At 61.4% G+C, this 22,081-nt stretch carries 25 protein-coding genes; 16 read left to right on the top strand and 9 right to left on the bottom strand.

The window, feature by feature from the left end:
* Positions 1-70: 70 nt before the first annotated feature.
* From pal to ybgC, 6 genes are all read right to left on the bottom strand, one after another.
* Positions 71-604: a peptidoglycan-associated lipoprotein Pal gene (gene pal, locus EEQ99_RS16680; protein ID WP_018243435.1), complete on the bottom strand. Its 534-nt coding sequence runs from the start codon at positions 602-604 to the stop codon at positions 71-73.
* 153 nt (positions 605-757) lie between these two features.
* Positions 758-2,068, bottom strand: coding sequence for a Tol-Pal system beta propeller repeat protein TolB (gene tolB / locus EEQ99_RS16675; protein ID WP_063475381.1), 1,311 nt, complete (start codon positions 2,066-2,068; stop codon positions 758-760).
* Between the two features lie 21 nt (positions 2,069-2,089).
* Positions 2,090-3,226, bottom strand: a complete 1,137-nt coding sequence (locus EEQ99_RS16670; RefSeq protein ID WP_097543120.1) for a cell envelope integrity TolA family protein — start codon at positions 3,224-3,226, stop codon at positions 2,090-2,092.
* 8 nt (positions 3,227-3,234) lie between these two features.
* On the bottom strand, positions 3,235-3,690 hold the full coding sequence (gene tolR / locus EEQ99_RS16665) for a protein TolR (protein WP_003542730.1): 456 nt from the start codon (positions 3,688-3,690) through the stop codon (positions 3,235-3,237).
* An 18-nt stretch (positions 3,691-3,708) separates the two neighbouring features.
* The gene (gene tolQ / locus EEQ99_RS16660; protein ID WP_047616526.1) at positions 3,709-4,428 is read right to left on the bottom strand and encodes a protein TolQ; all 720 of its coding nucleotides are present in this window, start codon (positions 4,426-4,428) and stop codon (positions 3,709-3,711) included.
* A 376-nt stretch (positions 4,429-4,804) separates the two neighbouring features.
* Entirely contained in the window at positions 4,805-5,260 is a 456-nt protein-coding gene (gene ybgC, locus EEQ99_RS16655) for a tol-pal system-associated acyl-CoA thioesterase (protein WP_097543119.1), read from the bottom strand.
* Positions 5,261-5,401: 141 nt separating this feature from the next.
* Here ybgC and EEQ99_RS16650 point away from each other — a divergent pair, with 141 nt between their 5' ends.
* The 7 genes from EEQ99_RS16650 (at position 5,402) to EEQ99_RS16620 (ending at position 11,678) form a co-directional block, all read left to right on the top strand.
* Complete coding sequence (locus EEQ99_RS16650; RefSeq protein ID WP_047616745.1) at positions 5,402-6,622, top strand: NAD-dependent epimerase/dehydratase family protein; 1,221 nt, start codon at positions 5,402-5,404, stop codon at positions 6,620-6,622.
* A gap of 30 nt (positions 6,623-6,652) precedes the next feature.
* The gene (locus tag EEQ99_RS16645) at positions 6,653-7,477 is read left to right on the top strand and encodes a glycosyltransferase (protein ID WP_097543118.1); all 825 of its coding nucleotides are present in this window, start codon (positions 6,653-6,655) and stop codon (positions 7,475-7,477) included.
* Complete coding sequence (locus EEQ99_RS16640; RefSeq protein WP_097543117.1) at positions 7,474-8,391, top strand: NAD-dependent epimerase/dehydratase family protein; 918 nt, start codon at positions 7,474-7,476, stop codon at positions 8,389-8,391. The genes EEQ99_RS16645 and EEQ99_RS16640 overlap by 4 nt, the downstream gene beginning before the upstream one ends.
* A 59-nt stretch (positions 8,392-8,450) precedes the next feature.
* The gene (locus EEQ99_RS16635) at positions 8,451-9,143 is read left to right on the top strand and encodes a hypothetical protein (RefSeq protein ID WP_097543116.1); all 693 of its coding nucleotides are present in this window, start codon (positions 8,451-8,453) and stop codon (positions 9,141-9,143) included.
* A gap of 118 nt (positions 9,144-9,261) precedes the next feature.
* A complete protein-coding gene (locus EEQ99_RS16630; protein ID WP_063475356.1) occupies positions 9,262-9,849 on the top strand; it encodes a 5-formyltetrahydrofolate cyclo-ligase in 588 nt (195 codons plus the stop codon).
* A gap of 3 nt (positions 9,850-9,852) precedes the next feature.
* On the top strand, positions 9,853-10,677 hold the full coding sequence (locus EEQ99_RS16625; RefSeq protein ID WP_047616736.1) for a TIGR00282 family metallophosphoesterase: 825 nt from the start codon (positions 9,853-9,855) through the stop codon (positions 10,675-10,677).
* A 155-nt stretch (positions 10,678-10,832) separates the two neighbouring features.
* On the top strand, positions 10,833-11,678 hold the full coding sequence (locus tag EEQ99_RS16620) for an MBL fold metallo-hydrolase (protein WP_028756320.1): 846 nt from the start codon (positions 10,833-10,835) through the stop codon (positions 11,676-11,678).
* Between the two features lie 132 nt (positions 11,679-11,810).
* On the opposite strand, the gene EEQ99_RS16615 is transcribed toward EEQ99_RS16620, so the two are convergent.
* Positions 11,811-12,314, bottom strand: a complete 504-nt coding sequence (locus tag EEQ99_RS16615) for a pyridoxamine 5'-phosphate oxidase family protein (RefSeq protein ID WP_028756321.1) — start codon at positions 12,312-12,314, stop codon at positions 11,811-11,813.
* A 140-nt stretch (positions 12,315-12,454) separates the two neighbouring features.
* Between EEQ99_RS16615 and EEQ99_RS16610 the strand changes: the two genes are divergently transcribed.
* Positions 12,455-13,201, top strand: a complete 747-nt coding sequence (locus EEQ99_RS16610; protein WP_047616509.1) for a YebC/PmpR family DNA-binding transcriptional regulator — start codon at positions 12,455-12,457, stop codon at positions 13,199-13,201.
* 78 nt (positions 13,202-13,279) lie between these two features.
* On the opposite strand, the gene EEQ99_RS16605 is transcribed toward EEQ99_RS16610, so the two are convergent.
* Both EEQ99_RS16605 and EEQ99_RS16600 read right to left on the bottom strand, forming a co-directional pair.
* Positions 13,280-14,281, bottom strand: a complete 1,002-nt coding sequence (locus EEQ99_RS16605; RefSeq protein WP_097543115.1) for an LLM class flavin-dependent oxidoreductase — start codon at positions 14,279-14,281, stop codon at positions 13,280-13,282.
* 125 nt (positions 14,282-14,406) lie between these two features.
* Complete coding sequence (locus EEQ99_RS16600; protein ID WP_047616505.1) at positions 14,407-16,722, bottom strand: methyl-accepting chemotaxis protein; 2,316 nt, start codon at positions 16,720-16,722, stop codon at positions 14,407-14,409.
* 241 nt (positions 16,723-16,963) lie between these two features.
* Here EEQ99_RS16600 and ruvC point away from each other — a divergent pair, with 241 nt between their 5' ends.
* From ruvC to EEQ99_RS16560, 8 genes are all read left to right on the top strand, one after another.
* Positions 16,964-17,473, top strand: coding sequence for a crossover junction endodeoxyribonuclease RuvC (gene ruvC, locus EEQ99_RS16595; protein ID WP_028755540.1), 510 nt, complete (start codon positions 16,964-16,966; stop codon positions 17,471-17,473).
* A 42-nt stretch (positions 17,474-17,515) separates the two neighbouring features.
* Positions 17,516-18,130 carry a Holliday junction branch migration protein RuvA gene (gene ruvA, locus EEQ99_RS16590; RefSeq protein ID WP_028755539.1) on the top strand — a complete coding sequence of 205 codons (615 nt, stop codon included), beginning with the start codon at positions 17,516-17,518 and terminating at the stop codon, positions 18,128-18,130.
* A gap of 74 nt (positions 18,131-18,204) precedes the next feature.
* Complete coding sequence (locus EEQ99_RS16585; RefSeq protein WP_127430761.1) at positions 18,205-18,489, top strand: AbrB/MazE/SpoVT family DNA-binding domain-containing protein; 285 nt, start codon at positions 18,205-18,207, stop codon at positions 18,487-18,489.
* Positions 18,486-18,890, top strand: coding sequence for a type II toxin-antitoxin system VapC family toxin (locus tag EEQ99_RS16580; protein WP_097543114.1), 405 nt, complete (start codon positions 18,486-18,488; stop codon positions 18,888-18,890). Before EEQ99_RS16585 ends, EEQ99_RS16580 begins: the two co-directional genes overlap by 4 nt.
* On the top strand, positions 18,887-19,927 hold the full coding sequence (gene ruvB / locus EEQ99_RS16575; protein WP_097543113.1) for a Holliday junction branch migration DNA helicase RuvB: 1,041 nt from the start codon (positions 18,887-18,889) through the stop codon (positions 19,925-19,927). Before EEQ99_RS16580 ends, ruvB begins: the two co-directional genes overlap by 4 nt.
* Entirely contained in the window at positions 19,928-20,830 is a 903-nt protein-coding gene (locus EEQ99_RS16570) for a metallophosphoesterase (protein ID WP_127430760.1), read from the top strand.
* A 6-nt stretch (positions 20,831-20,836) separates the two neighbouring features.
* Positions 20,837-21,349: an NUDIX hydrolase gene (locus tag EEQ99_RS16565; protein WP_028755536.1), complete on the top strand. Its 513-nt coding sequence runs from the start codon at positions 20,837-20,839 to the stop codon at positions 21,347-21,349.
* A 38-nt stretch (positions 21,350-21,387) separates the two neighbouring features.
* Complete coding sequence (locus EEQ99_RS16560) at positions 21,388-21,951, top strand: DinB family protein (protein ID WP_127430759.1); 564 nt, start codon at positions 21,388-21,390, stop codon at positions 21,949-21,951.
* Positions 21,952-22,081: the final 130 nt, after the last annotated feature.

Genomic DNA, 22,081 nt, shown 5'->3' with positions numbered 1-22,081 from the left:
CAAAGTGTGGTCAAAAAGAAAAGGCGGCCCCTGATGGGACCGCCCGTCGAAAAAGCGAATGTTGCCGGAATTACATACCGGCGCCGCCAAGCACGGTAACCGCGCGGCGGTTCTGCGACCAGCAGGAAATGTCGTCGCAGACGGCGACCGGACGTTCCTTGCCGTAAGAGATCGTCTTCAGGCGCTGCGCCGGGACGCCGCGCGAAGCGAGGTAATCCTTGGCGGCAGCCGCACGGCGGGCGCCGAGCGCGAGGTTGTATTCGCGCGTGCCGCGTTCGTCAGCATGGCCTTCAACGGTGATCTGGTAGTTCGGGTAGCGGGCAAGCCACTGGGCCTGACGGTCGAGCGTCTGCGAAGCATCGGCGCGGATCGACGAGGAGTCGGTGTCGAAGAAGATGCGGTCGCCGACATTGACCGTGAAGTCCTGGGCAGAGCCCGGCGTTGCAGCCCCACCAGCACCGGTGCCGAGGCCGAGGTCGCCGGCGCTGTTCGGCGGCTTCTTGGCGCAGCTTGCGAGCGCGAGGCCGGCGATAAGCGCGATCATGACGGGGTTGCGGGCGAAATTCTGCATGCGGCTCATTGCCGGGGTATGAATTCGGCTCATGGCCGGTCTCCTTGCGATTTCATCAGGGTTTCCGGACAGTAACCGCACTCGGTTAACCGCCCCTCAAAGATTATGGTTAACGATTTACTGATTTGTCCCGTAGTCGCCCGGTTTCCATGACTTTGAGGCGACATGAAGGCAGCACCACATCGCCTACTCCAGAAGCGGCGACCAGGCCGGGTCTGAACCGTAGGTCGGCGTCTTGACCAACTGCTCGTTGTAACCGGTCAGATCGATCGAATAGAGCTGCGGGCCGCCGGACCCCGCCGCCTGGCGGAAGAACATCAAAACGCGGCCGTTTGGCGCCCAGGTCGGGCCCTCATTGTGGAAGCCCGTCGTCAGGATGCGCTCGCCCGAGCCGTCCGGCTTCATCACGCCGATCGAGAACTTGCCGCCGGCCTGCTTGGTGAAGGCGATCAGATCGCCGCGCGGCGACCAGACCGGCGTCGAATAGGAACCATCGCCGAAGGAAATGCGCGTCTGGCCGGAGCCGTCGGCATTCATCACGTAGATCTGCGGCTTCCCGCCGCGGTCGCTTTCGAAGCTGACACGGGCACCGTCGGGCGAATAGGAGGGCGAGGTGTCGATCGCAGCCGTCGAGGTCAACCGCGTCGTCGTGCGCGAGCGCAGGTCCATCGTGTAGATGTTGGAATTGCCTTCCTGCTGCAGGCTCATGATCACCTTCTGGCCATCCGGCGAAAAACGCGGCGAGAAGGTCATGCCGGGGAAATTGCCGACGACCTCGCGCTGCCCGGTCTCGAGCTGCAGCAGATAGACCCGCGGCTGCTGGTTGGCAAAGGACATGTAGGTGACTTCCTGCCGGTTCGGCGAGAAGCGCGGCGTCAGCACGAGATCACTGCCATCGGTCAACATGCGCACGTTGAACCCGTCCTGATCCATGATCGCCAGCTGGCGCTTGCGCTGCTGCTTGGTGCCGGATTCGGAAACGAAGACGACGCGGGTGTCGAAATAACCTTCCTCGCCGGTGATCTGCTTGTAGATCGCATCGGCAATGATATGGGCCACGCGGCGCCAGTTCTCCGGCTGGGTGTAAAACTGCTGCCCGGTCATCTGCTGCCCGGCAAACGTGTCCCAGAGACGGAATTCGGCACGAAGGCGACCATCGGCTTCCTGGGTAACGCGGCCAGTCACCAGCGCCTGGGCATTGATGACCTTCCAGTCTTCGAAGCGCGGCGACGCATCCGGATTGGAGATCTTCTCGATAAAGGCCGTCTTGCTGATCGGTGCAAACAACCCGGAACGCTGAAGATCTGCGGCGATGACCTGCGAGACCTGCGCACCCATGTCGCCCTGAAGGAAGTCAGTCACCGCAATCGGCAGCGGCTGCACATTGCCCTTGTTGATGTTGATTTCGACGAGAGCATTTGCAGGCGAGGCGAACGCCGCAATGGTCATGAGACCAGCAGCGACCGCAATAGCGCGGATGAAGGAAAACTTGTTCATGGAGTAAAGGCCTTTCAGCATTTAAATTCCTAGATCGCTGGGATCGAAGTTGACCACGACTTCGTTCCAGGCATCATATTTGTCTTTCGGAAGCGACGAGAAGGGTGCCGATTTCATGATGGCGCGATAGGCCCCCCCGGCCAGCGCCCGTCGAGTGGATTCATTGTCACCACCGACCGCCTCTACGTCGGGTTCGCCGACGATATTGCCGTCCTGATCAAGCTTCATATGCACCTTAATGCGTACGTCGCTCATGCCTTCCATGCCAGGAATAACCGACCAGTTGCCAGCGATGGCGCTCTTCAGCGCATCCATCTCGCTCAAAGATAGCTTGGAGCCACCATTGCTCTTCTTCGCACCGAGCGATGCCTCCTGCGTCGAGCGCTTGGCGCCACCGGCGGAAGGGTCCGTCTTGTTCAGCAACGCCGCAACCTCGTCGGCATTGAAATCGCTTTTCATCGATGAGGCGGATTTCGCCGTCTCCTGCTTCTGATCCGACTTCTTCTTTTCGGTCGGTATTTCGGCGGCCTTCGGCTGGTCCTGGGTCTTTTCCGGTGGCTTTTCTGCGGGTTTCTGTGGTTCCGGCGGCTTCACCTGCGGCTTGGCAACAGGGGTCGGCACATTGTCCGGCAATGCTTCCGCATCCGGCTTCGGCGGTTCCTCGGGCTTGGCCTGCTCCTCAGGTGGCTTTTCTTCCGGCTTCGGCGGCGTCACTTCGACCGGCTTCGGCGGCGGAATGGAGGCGACCTCCTTCGGCTGCTCGACTTCCGTTTCCTCCTTGACGATGTCCTTGACATCGTTTGGGACAGGATCGGTCTTAGGCATCGGCTTTTCGCTCGAATTCGCTGCCGCAGCCTCGGTGGTGCTCGGCTTGGCATTCGGGACCGGCGGCGTCTTCAGGTCGACATTGTTGTCGCCGGCATTCTCGGCCGGCTGTGCGATCGGTGGCCGCGTCGTCGGCACGGGCGCGGAAGTCTCCTTCTTCGGAGCCTTCTTATCGCCCTGCTGCATCTGGGTGATGGATTCCACCGGCACGAGATCGACCGGCATAGCCTCGAAATCCTCCACCTTGAAGGATTCCGGGGCACTGAGCGACACCATCGCCCAGGTGAGCACCAGGCCATGCAAAACAGCAGATGTGATGACACTGGCCTTCATTTTGAGCGCTATTGGTCCTTCTTCTGCTGCGTCACGAGGCCGATATTCTTGAAGCCTGCGCCCTGAATACGGGCCATGACGTCGGCGATGACGCCATAAGGCGCGGTCGCGTCGCCGCGCACGAAGATACGTTCGTTATAACCGGTGGTGGCGATCGCCTCGAGCTTGGCAGCGATCTCCGCAGCCGGGATCGGCGTTTCCTGCAGGAACACCTCGCCGTCGTTCTTGACGGAGATGGTGATCGGCTGCGTCTCGGAATTCAGCGCCTTGGCCTGCGTTTCCGGCAGGTCGATCGGCACGCCGACGGTCATCATCGGTGCCGCGACCATGAAGATGATTAGAAGCACGAGCATGACGTCGACGAGCGGCGTCACGTTGATTTCGGAGATCACGGCCCTGTTCCGACCGCCGCGACGGCGGCGTCCGCCGCCCCCGCCGCCATTGCCTCCAACAGCCATACCCATGTCAGAATACTCCGTTGGTTACTGAGCGGCAGCGCGCGGCTGCAGCTTCTCGTCGATCTGGCGCGAAAGTATGGCGGAGAATTCATCCGCGAAACCTTCCATGCGGCCCGAAAGCTTGCCGGCATCGGCAGAGAACTTGTTGTAGGCGATAACCGCCGGGATAGCGGCGACGAGGCCGATGGCGGTGGCAAGCAGCGCTTCGGCGATGCCGGGCGCGACGACCGCAAGGTTGGTCGACTTCGAACCGGCAATCGCCTGGAACGAGGTCATGATGCCGACGACCGTGCCGAAGAGACCGATGAACGGACCGGCCGAGCCGATGGTCGCGAGCGATCCGAGGCGGGCGCCGAGATATTCGGTCTCACGGGCGAGCGTCACGTCCATCGCGCGGTCGATACGCATCTGCAGGCCGATCGGCGAGCGGGCGCCGCGTTCGAAGGATTTCTTCCACTCGCGCATGGCCGCCACGAAGATCGCAGCCAGCCCGGTATTGTTGCGCTCCGACAGCGAGCGGTAGAGTTCTTCCAGCGATTGGCCCGACCAGAAGACCTGCTCGAACTTGTCGAACTGGCGCCGTGCGCGGCCATAAGCCAGGTATTTGTCGATGACGATCGCCCACGTCCACACCGAGGCCGCGATGAGCCCGAGCATGACGAGCTTGACGACGATGCCGGCCTGCATGAAAAGCGACCAGAGGCTGACGTCCGCCGTTGCTGCTGCCAATCCTACTTGTTCCATTGATCCAAAATCCCCGAATCCAAACGCCCGGTGCTAGACCGGGCGGCACAAAGTGATCTCGCAAGAAGTGTTCCGGCGGCCGCCGCCCAAAGCCCTGGTCAAACTTCCAAGCTCATCTTCCGCCTTCTTGCCGTCAAATTTGGTCAAAGGAAGGCGTGCACCGCACAAACTCTGACTTTCCCAGTAAGACACTATTATGGTTAATAGATCGTTAGTGCCGGACTGTGACAGTAAGCCTGGTTTTGGAAGATTTTCGTCCATGGATTACTTGACCGGAGCAAGGTCCGGCTGCCGAAAGAGCGCTCATCCTGCGGCGTGGGAATTCCTTCACATAAAGTTCAAGTTTTGACAAGCCTGAAATCTGGGCGATTCGTGGCTATAGCGGCGTGCTGCCTTCCAGGAATTTCGCCGCCAGTGTTTCCGGCAGTCGCCTCGGGCGCCCCCGAGCGTTGATGACGGCGATAATCACCTTGGCGACGATCAGCAGCGTCTCGCCGGAGCGTATTTGCTGATTGAGCACCATCTTGGCGCCGCCGGCCTTTTCCGTGTGCGTCAGGACCGTCAGCACATCATCCATGCGCGCCGGGCTCTTGAAGTCGATCTCCATGCGGTGGACGACGAAGACGAGGCCCTCCTCGTCGGCGCTGACCAGCTCGCGCTGCTCGACGCCGAGGCAGCGCAGATAATCGGTGCGGCCGCGCTCCAGGAAATGCAGGTAACGGGCGTGATAGACCAGGCCGGAGAAGTCCGTATCTTCATAATAGACCCGCTGGACGAGGCGATGTCCGGCCTCCGTCAACTCTCCCGAAATGGAAAAAGGGCGTTCCGTCATAATTTTCTCCAAACTGAGGTGCCCTCTTTGGCGCAACGCTTCAAGACAGGCAAGCATTGAATGCCCGGCCGGCAGGCATTGAATGATTGTCATAATTCCTAACTATTCCCGATAATGAGCGACCGATCAGGAGACGATGTGATGAAGATTGCGGTTATGGGCGGAGACGGTTTCATTGGTTGGCCAACGTCGCTGCATCTCTCCGATGCCGGGCATGACATTCATATCCTCGACAACCTCTCACGCCGCTGGATCGACACCGAACTTGGCGTTCAGTCGCTGACCCCGATGGATTCGATCCAGGAGCGCACCCGCATCTGGCATGCCGAAACCGGACGCCGCATCCACTTCAATCTGATCGATCTCGCCAGGGATTACGAACTTCTGAAGAACTGGCTTTCCGAAAACCGCCCGGACGCCGTCATCCATTTCGCCGAACAGCGGGCCGCGCCCTACTCGATGAAAAGCGACCGCCACAAGAACTACACCGTCAACAACAATGTCAGCGCCACGCACAACCTGCTGAACGCGCTGACGGAACTTAACCTGGACGCCCATCTCATCCATCTCGGCACCATGGGCGTCTACGGCTATTCGACGGTCGGCGCGGCGATCCCCGAAGGTTACCTGCCGGTGGGCATCGAAACCACAGGCGGCGAGACGGCCAGCCAGGAGATACTCTATCCCTCCAATCCCGGCTCGATCTATCACATGACCAAGTGCCTGGATCAGCTTCTCTTCCAGTTCTACGCCAAGAACGACGGTCTCAGGATCACCGATCTGCACCAGGGCATCGTCTGGGGCACACATACCGAGCAGACGCGCCGCCACGCGCAGCTCATCAATCGTTTCGACTATGACGGTGATTACGGCACGGTGCTGAACCGCTTCCTCATCCAGGCGGCGATCGGCTATCCGCTGACGGTGCACGGCACCGGCGGCCAGACCCGCGCCTTCATCCATATCCAGGATTCGGTGCGCTGCATCGAACTGGCGCTCGAGAACCCGCCGGCGCGCGGCGCGCGTGTCGAGATCTTCAACCAGATGACGGAAACCCACCGGGTACGCGACCTCGCCGAGATGATCGCCAGGATGAGCGGCGCCCAGATTGCCTGGTTGCCAAACCCGCGCAAGGAAGCCGCTGAAAACGATCTGATCGTCCGGAACGAAAAATTCCGCAATCTCGGCCTCGAACCGATCACGCTGGAAGCGGGTCTGCTCGGCGAGATCGTCGACGTGGCGAAGAAATTCGCCTATCGCGTCGACCGCTCGCGCGTTCCGGCCGTCTCCGCCTGGACCAAGGACATCGCCGCGACGATCAATCACGATCCGGAAGGCAAGCGACTGAAGTCGGTTTCATGAGCGGTATCTTATGTTGAAGCCCCTGCAGCGATGACTCTTACCTCAAACCTCGCCTACGTCACCCTCGTCACCAATGCCGACTACGCCATGGGCGCCACCGCCCTGGCAAATTCGCTTCGTCGCACGGGCACAAGCGCCGACATCGTCGTCCTCCACACCGGCGGCGTCGATGCAGGCGCCCTCGCCCCCCTGAAAGCGCTCGACTGTCGCCTGATCGAGGTCCAGCACCTGCCGCTCTCCGACGCCTTCAACGAACGCCATGCGCATCGCCAGCTCCATTCCGCAGCCCCCTTTACCAAGGGCCGCAAGCCGGATTTCCATTCGCCGCTCGACAATTTCTGCAAGCTCAGGCTGTGGCAGCTCGTCGAATACGAGCGTTGCGTCTTCATCGACGCCGACGCCCTCGTGCTGAAGAATGTCGACAGGCTCTTCCTCTATCCGGAATTTTCCGCCGCCCCCAATGTCTATGAAAGACTCGCCGACTTCCGCCGCATGAATTCCGGCGTCTTCGTCGCCACGCCCTCGCATGACACATTCCGGCACATGCTCGAAAGGCTCGACAGGCCGGACGCTTTCTGGCGGCGCACCGATCAGACGTTTCTTGAGACGTTCTTCCCGGATTGGCACGGCCTGCCGGTTTATTTCAACATGCTGCAATATGTATGGTTCACCATGCCGGAGCTTTGGGACTGGAAGAGCATTTCGATCCTGCATTACCAGTATGAAAAACCGTGGGAAAGGGATCATCCCAAGGCAGCGCGACTACAACCTTTGATCGATCTGTGGCACCGTTTCCACGATGACGATGATGTGCCTGAGATCACGGCGCTGAACAATCCGGAAGGGGCAGCATGAAGGTATTGGTATCTGGCGGAACGGGTCTCGTCGGCCGGTATGTCGTCGAGGAACTGCTGGCCGCCGGATATCAGGTGATCGTTGGCGGGCGCCGCGCGCCGCCGCCCCGCCTCTTCTCCCGCCCGGTCGAGTTCGCAGCGCTTTCGCTCGATCCCGACAAGGATCAGATCGACGCTTTCGACGATGCCTATTTCTTCGTCCATGCCGCCTTAAGCCATGTTCCGGGCAAATATCGCGGCGGAGAGGGTGACGACCCCAAGACCTTCCACAGGTTGAACCTTGACGGCACCGTCCGGCTTTTCGAAGCCGCCAAACGCGCCGGCACGCGCCGCTGCATCTTCCTGTCCAGCCGCGCCGCCTATGGCGAACATCCCGGGGGAACCGAACTGGCGGAGACGATGCTGGCCAAGCCTGAAACACTCTACGGCCAGGTCAAGCTCGATGCCGAACGCGCACTCGCCCACCTCGCAGCACCCGGTTTTGCCGGCGTCAGCCTGAGGGCGACCGGCGTCTATGGCGATCTCTCGCCGAACAAATGGGACGGACTCATCGCCGACTACCTCGCCGGCCAACCGGTTGTCGCCCGCATGGGAACGGAGGTTCACGGCCGCGACCTCGGGCGGGCGGTACGGCTGATGCTGGAGACGGAAAGCACCCGCATCTCCGGCGAGGTCTTCAACGTCTCGGACATCGCGATCGACACGCACGATATCCTTTCCGCTATTCGCCGCGAGACGAGCTGTCGACACGCGCCGCCGGCTCCTGCCGACAGGGCGGCGCTCAACCCCATGAGCACAGCGAAAATCCGCGCCCTCGGCTGGATGCCCGGGGGAACCTCTCTGTTCGAAGAGACGATGCAGCGGCTGGCCGCTGTATTGCCGACGTCCCGCAGACACAGGTCCACACAAGCCTGACGTTGCAGAATGCGCCGAATTGCAATCGGGAGCCCGAATTGAAAATCGGGGGATTGTCCATGCAGGTCGCAACCATGTCTGCCTCCATCATCTTGCGCGGCGCGTCTTCGACGGCAGCCACATCGGTCGCCGGAAGCGAGGCCGGTCAGGGTGTGCTCAAGCTGCAGCGCACCACTCAGGCGCTGCAGCAGATGCGCCAGACCCTGGCGAACTCGGGGGATGAAGCCAAGGCGAAGGCGCAACGCAAGCTCGAAGAGGCACAGCAGCAGTTGCAGATGCTGCGCAGTTCCAACATGCCGCCTGAGGTGGTCACCCGGCTGGCCGTCGAACTGGCGCGCAAGGTCGGCACCGCCGCCTCCGAATTCGCATCATCAGTCGCGACCGGCAGTCCGGCAACGGCGGTTCCGGTGGATACAGCGGCGGTCGCAACCAGCGGGACCGATGCCGCGCTGACGGATATCTCAGGAGACACTCGGACCGGCGAGACCGGCTCGCAGGAACCGGACGCCGCAGCCAACGCCCGCAAGGCCTATGAAAGCGTTGCCGAGGATGCCCCGAAATTCTCCAACATCTCGGCTGGTGATCGCGAAACGATGGAAGCGTTCAAGGCGGTTGTGCGCGAACTCAAACAACTGCTCGAAAAGGCGATGCGCGATCTGCAGCAGAACCGGCAGGCCGGGGTCAATGCCATTCCCGACATCGCTGGCTTCTCCATCGCCGCCGCGACGATACCGACAAGCATCGTCGTCTGACGATCCGCAGCCGCCGGCGGGCGAGGCGTGAAACCGGCGTGATGCTGTCGCATCCCGCATTTGCATCGGAGATCCAGCCGTCTATGCTCGGCCAAATCTCTCAGAACCGGCAGATCGAATGACCGCGAAAGAATTGAAAGCGCAGCTGCGCAACGAACGGCTGTCCGCACGCGACGCCATCCCCGCCGAAAAACGTGCCGCCAAAAGTCTCGCAATGGCCGATCATGCCGGCGAGGCCGTTGGTTTTGCGCTGGGTACGATCATCTCCGGCTTCCTGCCGATCCGTTCGGAGGCCGATCTCAGGCCGCTGATGGCACGCTTTGCCGTGCGCGGTGCGCGGCTCTGCGTACCGGCGATCCTCGACCGGCAGACCATCGTCTTTCGCGAGCTGGCCGAAGATGCGCCGCTTGTCGATACCGGTTTCGGCACGGTCGGCCCCGGCGCCGATGCCGCCATTCTCGATCCCGAAATCATGCTGGTGCCGCTTTCGGCCTTTGATGTCCGCGGCCACCGTATCGGCTATGGCGCCGGCCACTACGACCGCGCCATCAGCCGGCTAAGGCAAAAAGGCCTGCATCCGAAGCTGATCGGCATTGCATTCGACTGCCAGGAAGTGGCACATGTGCCCGCTGAGCCGCACGACATTAGCCTGGATGCCATCCTGACAGAAAGCGGCCTTCGCTTTTTTGCCTCTTGGATTGGATAGGGAATGCGGCTGCTTTTTCTGGGTGACATGGTCGGCAAGACGGGACGCACGGCGGTCTGGGACCGCCTCCCCGGCCTGATCTCCGACCTCAAGCTCGATTTCGTCGTCGTCAACGGCGAGAACGCCGCCGGCGGCTTCGGTATCACCGAGGACATTTTTCTGGAGACGATCAATGCCGGCGCCGATGTGGTGACGACAGGCAATCACGTCTGGGACCAAAAGGAAGCCGTTGCTTTTGCCGGGCGGCACGATCAATTCCTGCGGCCGGCCAACTATCCGCAAGGCACGCCCGGCCGCGGCTCCGGCCTTTTCTATGCCCGGAACGGCGCGCGTGTGCTCGTCGCCAACGTCATGGGCCGGGTCTTCATGCACCCGGAACTCGACGATCCCTTCAAATCGGCGGAGGCGATCCTCGACGCCTGCCCGCTGAAGGAGCAGGCCGATGCGATCATCTTCGATTTCCATGCGGAAGCGACCAGCGAGAAGCAGTGCTTCGGCCATTTCGTCGACGGCCGCGCCAGCTTCGTCGTCGGCACCCACACGCATGTGCCGACGGCCGATGCGCAGATCCTGAACGGCGGCACGGCCTATATGTCGGATGCCGGCATGTGCGGCGATTACGACTCCTCCCTCGGCATGGACAAGGAGGAGCCGCTCAACCGCTTCATCTCCAAGATGCCGAAGGGCCGCATGGAAGCAGCCAACGGCCCCGCGACGATCTGCGGCGTCGGCGTCGAGATTTCCGACAGCACCGGACTGGCCGAAAAGATCGGGCCGCTCCGGCTCGGACCGCGGTTGGCCGAGACGGTGCCGGAGTTCTGGCGGTAATTCATCCCGCGACCAACACGCAATTGTGAGCATCCCCAGTCTAGACCCCTGCGACCACTTGCCGCATTCTCCGGCCGCCAATTCAAAGTGATCGAGCGTCGTTAGCGCGCCCTTCGGACGTGCGGCGCTCTCTGTGAAAGCGCCGGAGGGGTGGCATGAAGCCGCAATATCTTGTCCTCGCTATCGCATGCCTTGCAGCCTTCGCCGCGCCGGGTCCTGCCAGGGCACAGGAGCAGCGAACGCCCGTCAGCCAATGCCAGGCGATCGCGCAGACTATCCCCAAGGCGACCTTTGCAAGCTTTTCCGGCGCCCCGCCGCCGATACCTGCTGTCTCCGAGGGCGAAGACGTCAAATTCACCTTCCTCGGCCATTCCACCTTCGAAATCGACACGCCCGGCGGCATCATCATCGCCACAGACTATAACGGCTGGTACAGGCCGGCGACGTTGCCCGATGTGGTGACCATGAACAAGGCGCACACCACCCACTTCACCTTGACTCCCGATCCCGGCATCAAACATGTTCTGCATGGGTGGAGCGACGTTCCCGGCGAAAAGGCCGACATCGATCTCGTCGTCGGCGATGCCTATATCCGCAATGTTCCGACGGATATCCGCTTCAGCTACGGCCTCGGCGGCTCGCAGGAGAACGGCAATTCCATCTTCATTTTCGAGATCGCCGGCCTCTGCATCGGCCATCTCGGCCACCTGCATTACGAACTGACGGATACCCATTATATCGAGATCGGCCGCCTCGATGTCGTCATGGTGCCGGTCGATGGCGGCCTGACCATGGGCGCCGACAGCATGAGCCGCGTCATCAAGCGGCTGCGCTCGTCGCTGATCCTGCCGATGCACCGCCGCGGCCCGCCGGTCGATGCCTTCGTTTCGATGTTCGGCAAGGATTTCGACGTCGCCTATGCGCCCGACGACAGCATCACCGTCTCGATGCGCACGCTGCCGAAAAAACCGCTGATCTATGTGCTGAAGGGCGTGCGGTAAAAGGCCCGGCGGTTTCCCTCCTGCAGCGCCGCGCGTCTTTTAGACGCGCAAAGGACGCTGTAGCACTGTGAATTGCTGCAATTTTATCCTTAAATCGGTTCCGATTTAAGAATTATGCAGGAGCCTTGCGCGTCAGGCGAATTGCAGATGACGCTTGATGCCGACATCCGGCATCTTGTCGTCGTCTAGATTGGCCTTGGCGATTTCCCAGCCGAATTTCAGCTTGTTGCCTGTCGAAACCCAGATCTCGGCATCGTCGACGTGGAGGGAAAGCATGGTGAGCTTGGGGTCCTTCTTGCCGCCGTCGTACCAGGCGGCAATGATCGAACTCCAGTACTCCTCGATCTTGGAAGGGTCGGGGCGCACTTCGATCACGCCGGCAAGGCAGGCGTGATAATCGTGATCCTTGCCGATGACACAGAAATGTGCGCGGCTGCCGGGCTTGATGGCGCGCACGATGTCGGCATCGGTCTTGGTATAGAACCAGATGGTATTGGTGGTGGGATCGGCATGCGGCGCCATCGGCTGCATGTGCATGTCCAGCCCCGAAATTCCGAGCATGCCGGCATGAACATCGTTGACCTGATCCCAGAGCTGACGTGCTGGATGTTCCTGCGCCTCGCTGAGACTTGCCATGACCGTTCCTTTCGTTGGGTGGAGTTCGATTGAAACGTCATCCCCTCGCCTTTGTTCCGAACTGCTTTTTCCTTGAACGGGTGCCGTTTCGCTCTTATAAGGCGGCCCATTCCGAACAATGAGACGTGAACAGGGGTGCCATGGCTGGCCATTCACAGTTTAAAAACATCATGCACCGCAAGGGCCGTCAGGACGCCGTGCGGTCGAAAATGTTCTCCAAGCTCGCACGCGAAATCACCGTTGCCGCCAAGGCCGGCCTGCCCGACCCAACGATGAACGCCCGCCTCCGCCTGGCGATCCAGAACGCCAAGGCCCAGTCCATGCCGAAGGACAATATCGACCGCGCCATCAAGAAGGCAGCCGGCGCCGACGGCGAAAACTACGATGAAGTCCGTTACGAGGGCTATGGCCCGGGCGGCACGGCGATCATCGTCGAGGCGCTCACCGACAACCGCAACCGCACCGCCTCCAACGTCCGCTCGATCTTCACCAAGGCCGGCGGCGCTCTCGGCGAAACCGGTTCCGTTTCCTTCTCCTTCGACCATGTCGGCGAAATCACCTACAAGCTTTCCGTCGGCGATGCCGACAAGGTGATGGAAGCCGCGATCGAAGCCGGCGCCGACGACGTCGAGACCGACGAAGACGGCCACTACATCACTTGTGGCTTCGAAGCCCTCGGCGAAGTGGCGAAGGCGCTGGAATCGAGCCTCGGCGAAGCCGAAACCGTCAAGGCCATCTGGCGTGCTCAGAACAACGTGCCGGTGGACGAGGAAAAAGCCCAGTCGCTGATGAAGCTCATCGACTCGCTCGAAGACGATGACGACGTGCAAAACGTCTATTCCAACTTCGAAGTCTCGGAAGAAGTGCTGGCGAAGCTCTCCGCCTGAGTTTCCTCAGACAGGCGTTAAATAAAACCCGGCCGCAACGCCGGGTTTTTTCTTGCGGGCAAGATCCTTGTGTAGATCCTAAGCGGCGGCTCGCATGAAGCTCCCCAGCCCCGCGAAGAGCTCCACCGATTTCAGCCGCGCCTCGATGTCATGGATCGGCATCGAGATGATCACCTCGTCGGCCTCTGTTTCCCGCAGAAACTCCGTCAGTTTCGCTTCGGCCGTCTTTGGCGAGCCAACGACGGCATAACGCAGCGTGTGTTCGACATTCATCTTCTCCATCGGCGACCAGAAGTCCTCCATATCGGCCACCGGACGCGGGAACGGCCCGCGGACATTGCGGCGCAGATTGACGAACTGCTGCTGGGCGGAGGTGAAATGGTACCGCGCCTCCTCGTCCGTCGCCGCCACCGCGCCCATGACGCCGACCATCACATAGGGCTCGTCGAGTGTCGCCGAAGGCTGGAAACGGTCACGGTAGATGGCGATCGCATCGAGCAGCATGTCGGGTGCGAAATGCGAGGCGAAGGCATATGGAAGCCCGAGCATGGCGGCGAGCTGCGCACTGTAAAGGCTGGAACCGAGCAGCCAGATCGGGATATGCGAGCCATTGCCGGGAACGGCGAGGATCGCCTGGTTCTCGACCGGCGTGCCAAGGAGTTGCTGCAATTCCACCACGTCGTTGGGGAAGCTGTTTGCGCCGGCTTCGAGGTTGCGCCGCAGCGCCTGTGCCGTGCGCAGATCCGTTCCCGGCGCGCGCCCGAGGCCGAGATCGATGCGGCCCGGGAAAAGCGCCTCCAGCGTGCCGAACTGCTCGGCGATGACGAGCGGCGAATGATTGGGCAGCATGATGCCGCCCGAGCCGATGCGGATGCGCTTGGTCGCAGCCCCGACATGGCCGATGACGACTGATGTGGCGGCACTGGCGATCCCCGGCATGCCGTGATGTTCGGCGAGCCAGAAGCGCTTGTAGCCGAACTCCTCGGCCTTCTCAGCCATCCGCGCCGAACTTTCGAGGGACTGACGCACGGTGCTGCCTTCGGCAACGGGGGAAAGGTCGAGTATGGAGAAGGGAACCATGGAAAACCTGCCGGGCAGTTGAAGGATGCAGCCTATGTAGGTTCGCCCTCGCGCCATTCCAAACCATGCGCGCAAACAAAAAGGGCCGCGCGAGCGCGACCCTGCCAGATGCTGGAAGCGATAGCTTAGCGGTGACGGCGCAGCACATGCACCTCGGCGCTCGGCTGGTGGTGGCCTTGCGGCAGCGTGAAATTGCCGAGCTGGCGGTCCATTTCCAGGGCTTCCGTCGCCAGCCGGTGGATCGCCGCCGTCGTCTCCTCGACCATCGAGGCGTTCTGCTGCGTCATCGCGTCGAGTTCGGCGACAGCGCTATTGATCTCACGCAGCGTATTGGCCTCCTCGCGGGTCGCGCCCATGATCTCGTTGATCTGTCCGTTGATCGCCTCGACATGGGCGCCGATGCCCGTGAGAGCAACGCCCGCCCTTTCCACCAGCGTAACGCCGCTTTCGACCTCATGCGTCGATTTCTGCAGCAGGTTGGAGATCTCCTTCGCCGCGCTCGATGAGCGCTGGGCGAGCTCGCGCACTTCCATGGCGACGACGGCGAAGCCCTTGCCGGATTCACCGGCGCGCGCCGCCTCGACGCCGGCATTGAGCGCCAGGAGGTTGGTCTGAAAGGCGATGTCGTCGATGACCGAGATGATCGTGTTGATCTGGCGCGAGGAAGCCTGGATTGCCTCCATCGCCGCGATCGTCTCCTGCATGATCTGGCCGGAGCCCGTCGTTTCCTTCTTGGCGTCGCGAGCGATGCGCTCGGCCTGTTCGGCCCGCTCGATCTGCTGACGGACCGACTGGGTGATGGCGCTGATCGCATTCGCCGTTTCGGTGATCGAGCCGGCCTGGCGCTCGGTGCGCCCGGCAAGCTCGTCGGCGCCGGTGCGCATCTCCTCGGAGCCGGCGCGCACCGCCATCGAGTTGCCGCCGATTGCCGTCATGGTTTCGCTGAGCGTCGCCAGCGCTTCGTTGAAATTGACCCGCAGGCTTTCGAGCTCGTTCGGGAAGCGTGTATCGATCTGGTAGGCGAGATCGCCGTTCGCCAGATGATGCAGGCCCTCGTCGAGCGCCTCGACCACCTGCTGCAGCGTCTTCGCCTCTGCCTCGCGCTCGGCCAGATTCTGCTGGCGGTCGTGCTCGGCCTGCAGGCGCGTCTCTTCACTGGCGGCTTCGAGCTCGCGGCCTTCGATCAGCGACTGCCGGAAGCGGGCGAGCGCGTTGGCCATCGTGCCGATTTCGTCCTTGCGGTTCAGGCTGCCAATCTCGCTGTCGAGTTTGCCGTCCGCGACATCGCGGGTGACGCCGGCAAGGCGCGCAAGCGGCGAAAACAGGAAATTGGTGACGAGGCCGGTCGCGACCGCCATGACGACGAGCACGCCGATGCCGATCATCGTCAGCAGAGTGGCGATCTCGATCGAGCCGGCATTGAGTTCGCTGAGCAGCACGCTCTCGACCACCAGGAAGCGGTCGCCGCGATAGTCGATGCCGCGGACATAGGCACGGGCGGCGCCATCCGCCCGGTTGAAATCGGCAACCGTCATCGCCGAACTGGCAAGTGCGCTCTGGATGAAGGTGAAGGGTGTGGCATCGAGCATCGCAAGCTTGCCGGCCGCATCGAGACCGATAGCCGATCCATCGCCGGAGACGATCGCCGCCCGTGCCGTGCTGCCCTGGACGATGCCCTTGGCAAGGATGCCGGTGACGATGTCGTCGCGCACCTTGAAGAGGATGATGCCCTTGGCCGCTCCGAGCTTGATGATCGGCACGGCATAGAAGATCGCCGATTTGCCGCTGCCGGCATCGACGCGAAGGCCGGAGAAACCTGTCGGCGCGGCATCATCGGTCGCCTTGGCGGTATTCTCGATCGCCTTGGCGAAAGCGATGCCGGCGCCGGTTGCCTTCCAGGCGTCCGACTTCAGGTTCTCGGCGAAATCGTCCTCCTTCTTATAGGAATAGAGGACCGTGCCCTCGAGATCGGCGATCAGCAGGTCGCTGAAGGCGGTATCCTCGAGGTCGCGGGCGACTTCGCCCTGCGTCTTCTCATGGTTCGAATAATAAAAGCCGCTCGGCCCTTCCGGCTTCATAAGCTTCTCGCGCTGGTCGGCCGGGTTGGGATTGTTCGATATGAAAACCTTCTTCAGCTCGGCACGAGCGTCGCCCGAGGTCTTCTCGATGGTTTTCCAGCCGCTCTTCAGGCTGGTGATCGACATTTGCAGCGCCTCGATGCGCGCAATCGAGTTGGCCTGGTTTTCAAGCTGCGCCAGCTGGTCCTGCAGCATGTCGCCGCGGAAGATCAGCACGCTTTCCTTGGCCTTCAGCGCCTGCTCGTCGGAGATGCGGCTGCTGGCGAAATAGGCGAGTACGTCGATGACCGCGATCGACAGCACGGTCAGCAGAATGAATGTTACGATGACCTTGAAGGACAGGGATTGAAATCTCTGTGCCATGTACGACGAACCCCTTCTGAACGCGCTTGCCAGCCTGGCATGCAGCGCATGCCCGATCGACTGACCTGTAAACAGAACATCGGGGGCTTAATCTTCGTGAAAAGAAGCCCCTCTCGTATTGACGACTAGAATTCGGGCATCTGTTTTAATTCGCGGTAAATGGCGGGGCCTAAATCCGGGAGTGTTTTTGTTTTGTTCACATATCGATGGCACTTATTTCGCGATCGCTATAGGTTGAACCATGCAAAATACGATTCGCATTGTCGGTATTGATCCCGGACTTCGCCGCACCGGCTGGGGAATCATTGACACGCTGGGCAATTCCTTGCGGTTTGTCGCGTCTGGAACCGTGACCTCCGATGGCGACATGGACCTTGCCTCCCGCCTTTGCCAATTGCACGATGGCCTGGCGGAGATCGTCCATAGCTACAAGCCGGATGAAGCCGCCGTCGAACAGACCTTCGTCAACAAGGATGCGGTGGCGACCTTGAAGCTTGGTCAGGCCCGCGGCATCGCCATGCTGGTGCCGGCGCGTGCCGGCCTGCCGGTTTCGGAATATGCCCCGAACGCCGTAAAAAAGGCCGTCATCGGCGTCGGCCATGGCGAAAAGCACCAGATCCACATGATGCTGAAGATCCTGATGCCGAAAGTCGAATTCAAGGGCGACGATGCTGCCGACGCCCTGGCGATCGCCATCTGCCACGCGCATAATCGCGGCAGTAACAGGATGCGCCAGGCACTGGCCGGTTAATCTATACTTGACTTGTTCCCATCTGCTGAGAGACCGCGACCCATGATCGGCAAGCTGAAAGGCACCATAGACGAGATCGGCGAAGACTATGTGCTCGTCGATGTGCACGGCGTCTGCTACGTCGCCCATTGTTCGGCCCGCACCCTGTCCAAGCTCGGCTCGGCCGGCGAGGCCTGCGTGCTGTTCATCGAGACCTATGTGCGCGAGGACCAGTTGAAGCTCTTCGGCTTCATGAGCGCGCTGGAGCGGGAATGGTTCAACCTGCTCCAGAGCGTCCAGGGCGTCGGCGCCAAGGTGGCACTCGCCGTGCTGTCGACGTTGACGCCGGGCGAACTTGCCAATGCGATCGCCCTGCAGGACCGCGCCGCCGTCTCCCGCGCACCGGGCGTTGGTCCGAAAGTGGCGATGCGCCTCGTCACCGAGCTCAAGAACCGGGCGCCGGCCTTTGCCGGCGAAGCGATCAATATCGGCCTCAAACAGGAACTCGGCGAAGGTGTCGCGGCAGCACCTGTCGCCGATGCGGTTTCCGCACTGACCAACCTCGGCTATTCCCGCGACCAGGCGGCGAATGCGATTGCCGCAGCCATGAAGACGGCAGGCGATGGTGCAGACAGCGCCAAGCTGATCCGATTGGGATTGAAGGAACTGGCGCGGTAGAGTAGGATAAACTGTCGATTTTCCGACAAATGACAAATTTTCCGACTCACTCACCAAAATAGGACTACTGATCGATGTGGGGAGAATTTACGCTTTCACCCAAGGGCCAGATAACGCTTCCGAAGGAACTGCGGGATGCTCTCGGTCTTCAGCCCGGCGATCAGCTTGTTTTCTCCATCATCGACGGAGAGGTCGTGATCACACCAAAATCGATCAACTTCAACGATCTCGCAGGCCTTCTCGGATCGCCTCCAAATGGACGTGCTTCGCTGGAGGAGATCGACGCAACGGTGACCGATGCTGCGGGCAGCGATGTGGTCGACGAAGCCACGCAGTCGAAATCGGATGTCGCCGCATGATTGCGTATGGTGTGGATACAAACGTCCTGCTGAGGCTTATTGTCGACGACGATACGGAGCAAAGGGCTGCCGCGCTGAAGTTCGGTGAAGGTATCGGCAGGGACTATCGTGGATTTCTCTCGCTTCTGAATCTCTTGGAACTGGATTGGGCGTTGCGCGCCCGGTTCGGCTTCAAGAAAAAGGATGTTGTCGAGGCAATCGGCAAATTGACACGCGTCAGAGGATTGGACATCGAGAACCAGACCCTGGTGATCAAGGCCCTGAGGGCCGTGGAAACGCGAAACGCAGATTTTGCCGATGCCTTGATTGGCTACCGCGCCGCGGATGAGGGATGCCAGGCGACCAAGACATTTGACCGGCACGCGTTCAAGACTGTGCCAGGTATGGAGCTTCTGACATGAGCGAACCCGCCCGCCTGATATCACCGGAAAAGCGGGGCGAAGACCTAGATATCACCTTGCGCCCGCAATCGCTGGACGAGTTCACCGGCCAGGCGGAAGCGCGCGCCAATCTCAAGGTCTTCATCGAGGCGGCGAAAAACCGTGGCGAAGCGCTGGACCACGTGCTCTTCGTCGGCCCGCCCGGCCTCGGCAAGACGACGCTGGCGCAGATCATGGCGAAGGAGCTCGGCGTCAACTTCCGTTCGACGTCGGGTCCCGTGATCGCCAAGGCTGGCGATCTCGCCGCCCTGCTCACCAACCTCGAGGAGCGAGATGTGCTCTTCATCGACGAGATCCATCGTCTCAACCCCGCCGTCGAGGAAATCCTCTATCCGGCCATGGAGGATTTTCAGCTCGACCTGATCATCGGGGAAGGCCCTGCAGCTCGCTCGGTGAAGATCGACCTGTCGAAATTCACGCTGGTGGCAGCCACCACTCGCCTCGGACTGTTGACGACGCCGCTGCGCGACCGCTTTGGCATTCCGGTCCGCTTGAGCTTCTACACCGTCGAGGAACTGGAACTCATCGTGCGCCGCGGCGCGCGGCTGATGAACCTGCCGATCACCGAAGAGGGCGCCCGCGAGATCGCAAGACGCGCCCGCGGCACCCCGCGCATCGCCGGCCGGCTGTTGCGGCGCGTGCGCGACTTTGCCGAGGTGGCAAGGGCAGAGGCCGTCACCCGCGAGATCGCCGACGAGGCGCTGACCCGCCTGCTGGTCGACAATGTCGGCTTTGACCAGCTCGACAAACGTTACCTCAACATGATCGCGGTCAATTTCGGCGGCGGCCCAGTCGGCATTGAAACCATTGCCGCCGGCCTTTCCGAGCCGCGCGACGCGATCGAGGACATCATCGAGCCCTACATGATCCAGCAGGGTTTCATTCAGCGCACGCCACGCGGCCGCGTTCTGACCGCAATCGCGTGGAAACATCTGGGAATGCAACCACCTAAGGATATGGAGGCTGCGCAGTTCCGGCTGTTTCAGGAGGATAGCTGAGTGATCACCCGCCGCGGATTTTTCAAGGTTCTCGGCGGCGGTGTCGCAGGCGTCATGTCGCTCGGTGGTTATGCCTTCGCCTATGAACCGCTCGCGCGGCTCGCCATCACCCGCTACCGGCTGACACCGCCGGGATGGACACCGGGGCTGAAGCTCCGCATCGTCGCGCTCGCCGATCTGCACGCCTGCGAACCCTGGATGTCGGCAAGTCGCATTGCCGCGATCTGCCACAGGGCAAATGAACTCGAAGGCGATATGACCATTCTGCTCGGCGATTATGCCGCCGGCATGAACATGGTGACCCAATACGTGCATTCGGGCCAATGGTCGAAGGCGCTCGCCACCTTGCGGGCTCCTCTCGGAGTCCATGCGGTCATGGGCAACCACGATTGGTGGGAGGACCGCACCGCCCAGAAGAACGGCGGGATGGAAACATTCGGACACCGGGCTCTCGCCGATGTCGGAATCCCGGTCTATGGCAACCGCGCCGTTCGGCTCGAAAAGGATGGCCGCGGCTTTTGGCTCGCAGGCCTCGAAGATCAGTTGGCGCTGCTGCCCGGCCGGAAGTGGGGCCGCACGCATATGCTCGGCCTCGACGATCTCGAGGGAACGATGGCTCAGCTGACCGACGATGCGCCTGTCATCCTGCTCGCCCATGAACCCGATATCTTCCCGCGCGTGCCAGAGCGCGTCTCGCTAACGCTATCGGGCCACACGCATGGCGGACAGATCCGGCTGCTGGGCCGTTCGCCGGTCGTGCCCTCGCGTTACGGCAATCGCTACGCCTATGGCCATATGGTTGAGGAGGGGCGTAATATCATCGTGTCCGGCGGTCTCGGCTGTTCCATTGCACCGGTGCGCTTCGGCGTGCCGCCGGAAATCGTCGTGATCGATCTTGGATAGAATGGCATGACCAAGCGCACTCTCATCCGCCTGAATGCGGGCGCCGAGCGTTTCAACTATCGCATCGCCGGCCTCGGTTTTCGCAATGGCCATGTGCTCGTTCACCGCGCCGTGCATGAACCCTTCTGGACCTTTCCGGGCGGCAGGGCGGAAATAGGCGAGACGTCGGAGGAGACGCTGAAACGGGAGATGATGGAGGAACTGGGCGTCGACGTCACCGTCTCCCGCCTGCTCTGGATCGTCGAGAATTTTTTCCACTATGAGCAGCGCGACTGGCATGAGCTCGGCCTCTATTATCTGATGGAGATCCCGCCGGACTTCCCTTTTCAGTCACACGAAATCATCCATCGCGTCGAAGACGGCGACAATCATCTCGAATTCAAATGGGTGTCGGCGACGCGCACGGCCCTGACCGCGCTCGACATCCCGCCCTATTTCATCGCCGATGAAATCGAGAACCTGCCTGCCGCGCCCCGTCACCTCGTCTGGCGGGACGGCAATCTCGATGACGAGGATTGACGCAAACATTCCAGCACGTGTGAAGAGGAGATGTGCCAATGCCGACCTTCGATCCCGTCAGGCCGTTTCGCAAACTTGCCTATAACAATGCGCTTGCCAACCGCCGGCTGCTTCAGGCCTGCGCGGCATTGAAGCCCGGTGAATTCGAGGCACCGCGCACCAGCTTCTTCCCCTCGCTCAAGGAAACCTTGAACCATATCATCACGGTCGATTGGTTCTATGTCGATGGCCTGGAAGGCGGCACGCTCGGGTTCCAGGCCTTCGAGGTCGACGAACCCTTCGATGACGTTTCCTCGCTGGCAGAGGCGCAGGCGAAGGTCGATCAGCGCCTGATAGCGCTTTGCGAGGCCCTGACGCCGGAGAAGCTGGCCTCCACCGTCCGCCTCCATCGCGGCGCTCGCATCCAGGAGGAGCGGATGGAAGACGTGCTCGCCCACCTCTTCCAGCATCAGACCCATCATCGCGGCCAGGTGCATGCGATGCTTTGCGGCACCAGCGTCGCTCCGCCGCAACTCGACGAGTTCATCGTCGCCGACGATGCGCGGTTACGTGGCACAGAACTTGCCGAACTCGGCTGGAGCGAAGAGACGCTGATGCGCTGATAATCAGCGTCCTTAGCGCGTCCTATCGGACGCGCTGCGCTTCAGAGCGGTTCGGTTTTTCGCAGAAGCGCAGAACCGCTCTAACTTTTGTTTACACAATTCCGGACGGAAAACCGCTTCGCACTTTTCC

Origin of the sequence: Rhizobium anhuiense (genome assembly GCF_003985145.1) — a bacterium.
Taxonomy (GTDB): domain Bacteria; phylum Pseudomonadota; class Alphaproteobacteria; order Rhizobiales; family Rhizobiaceae; genus Rhizobium; species Rhizobium anhuiense.
The sequence above is the reverse complement of the archived record's forward strand: the minus strand, read 5'-3'. Positions and strand labels throughout refer to the sequence as shown.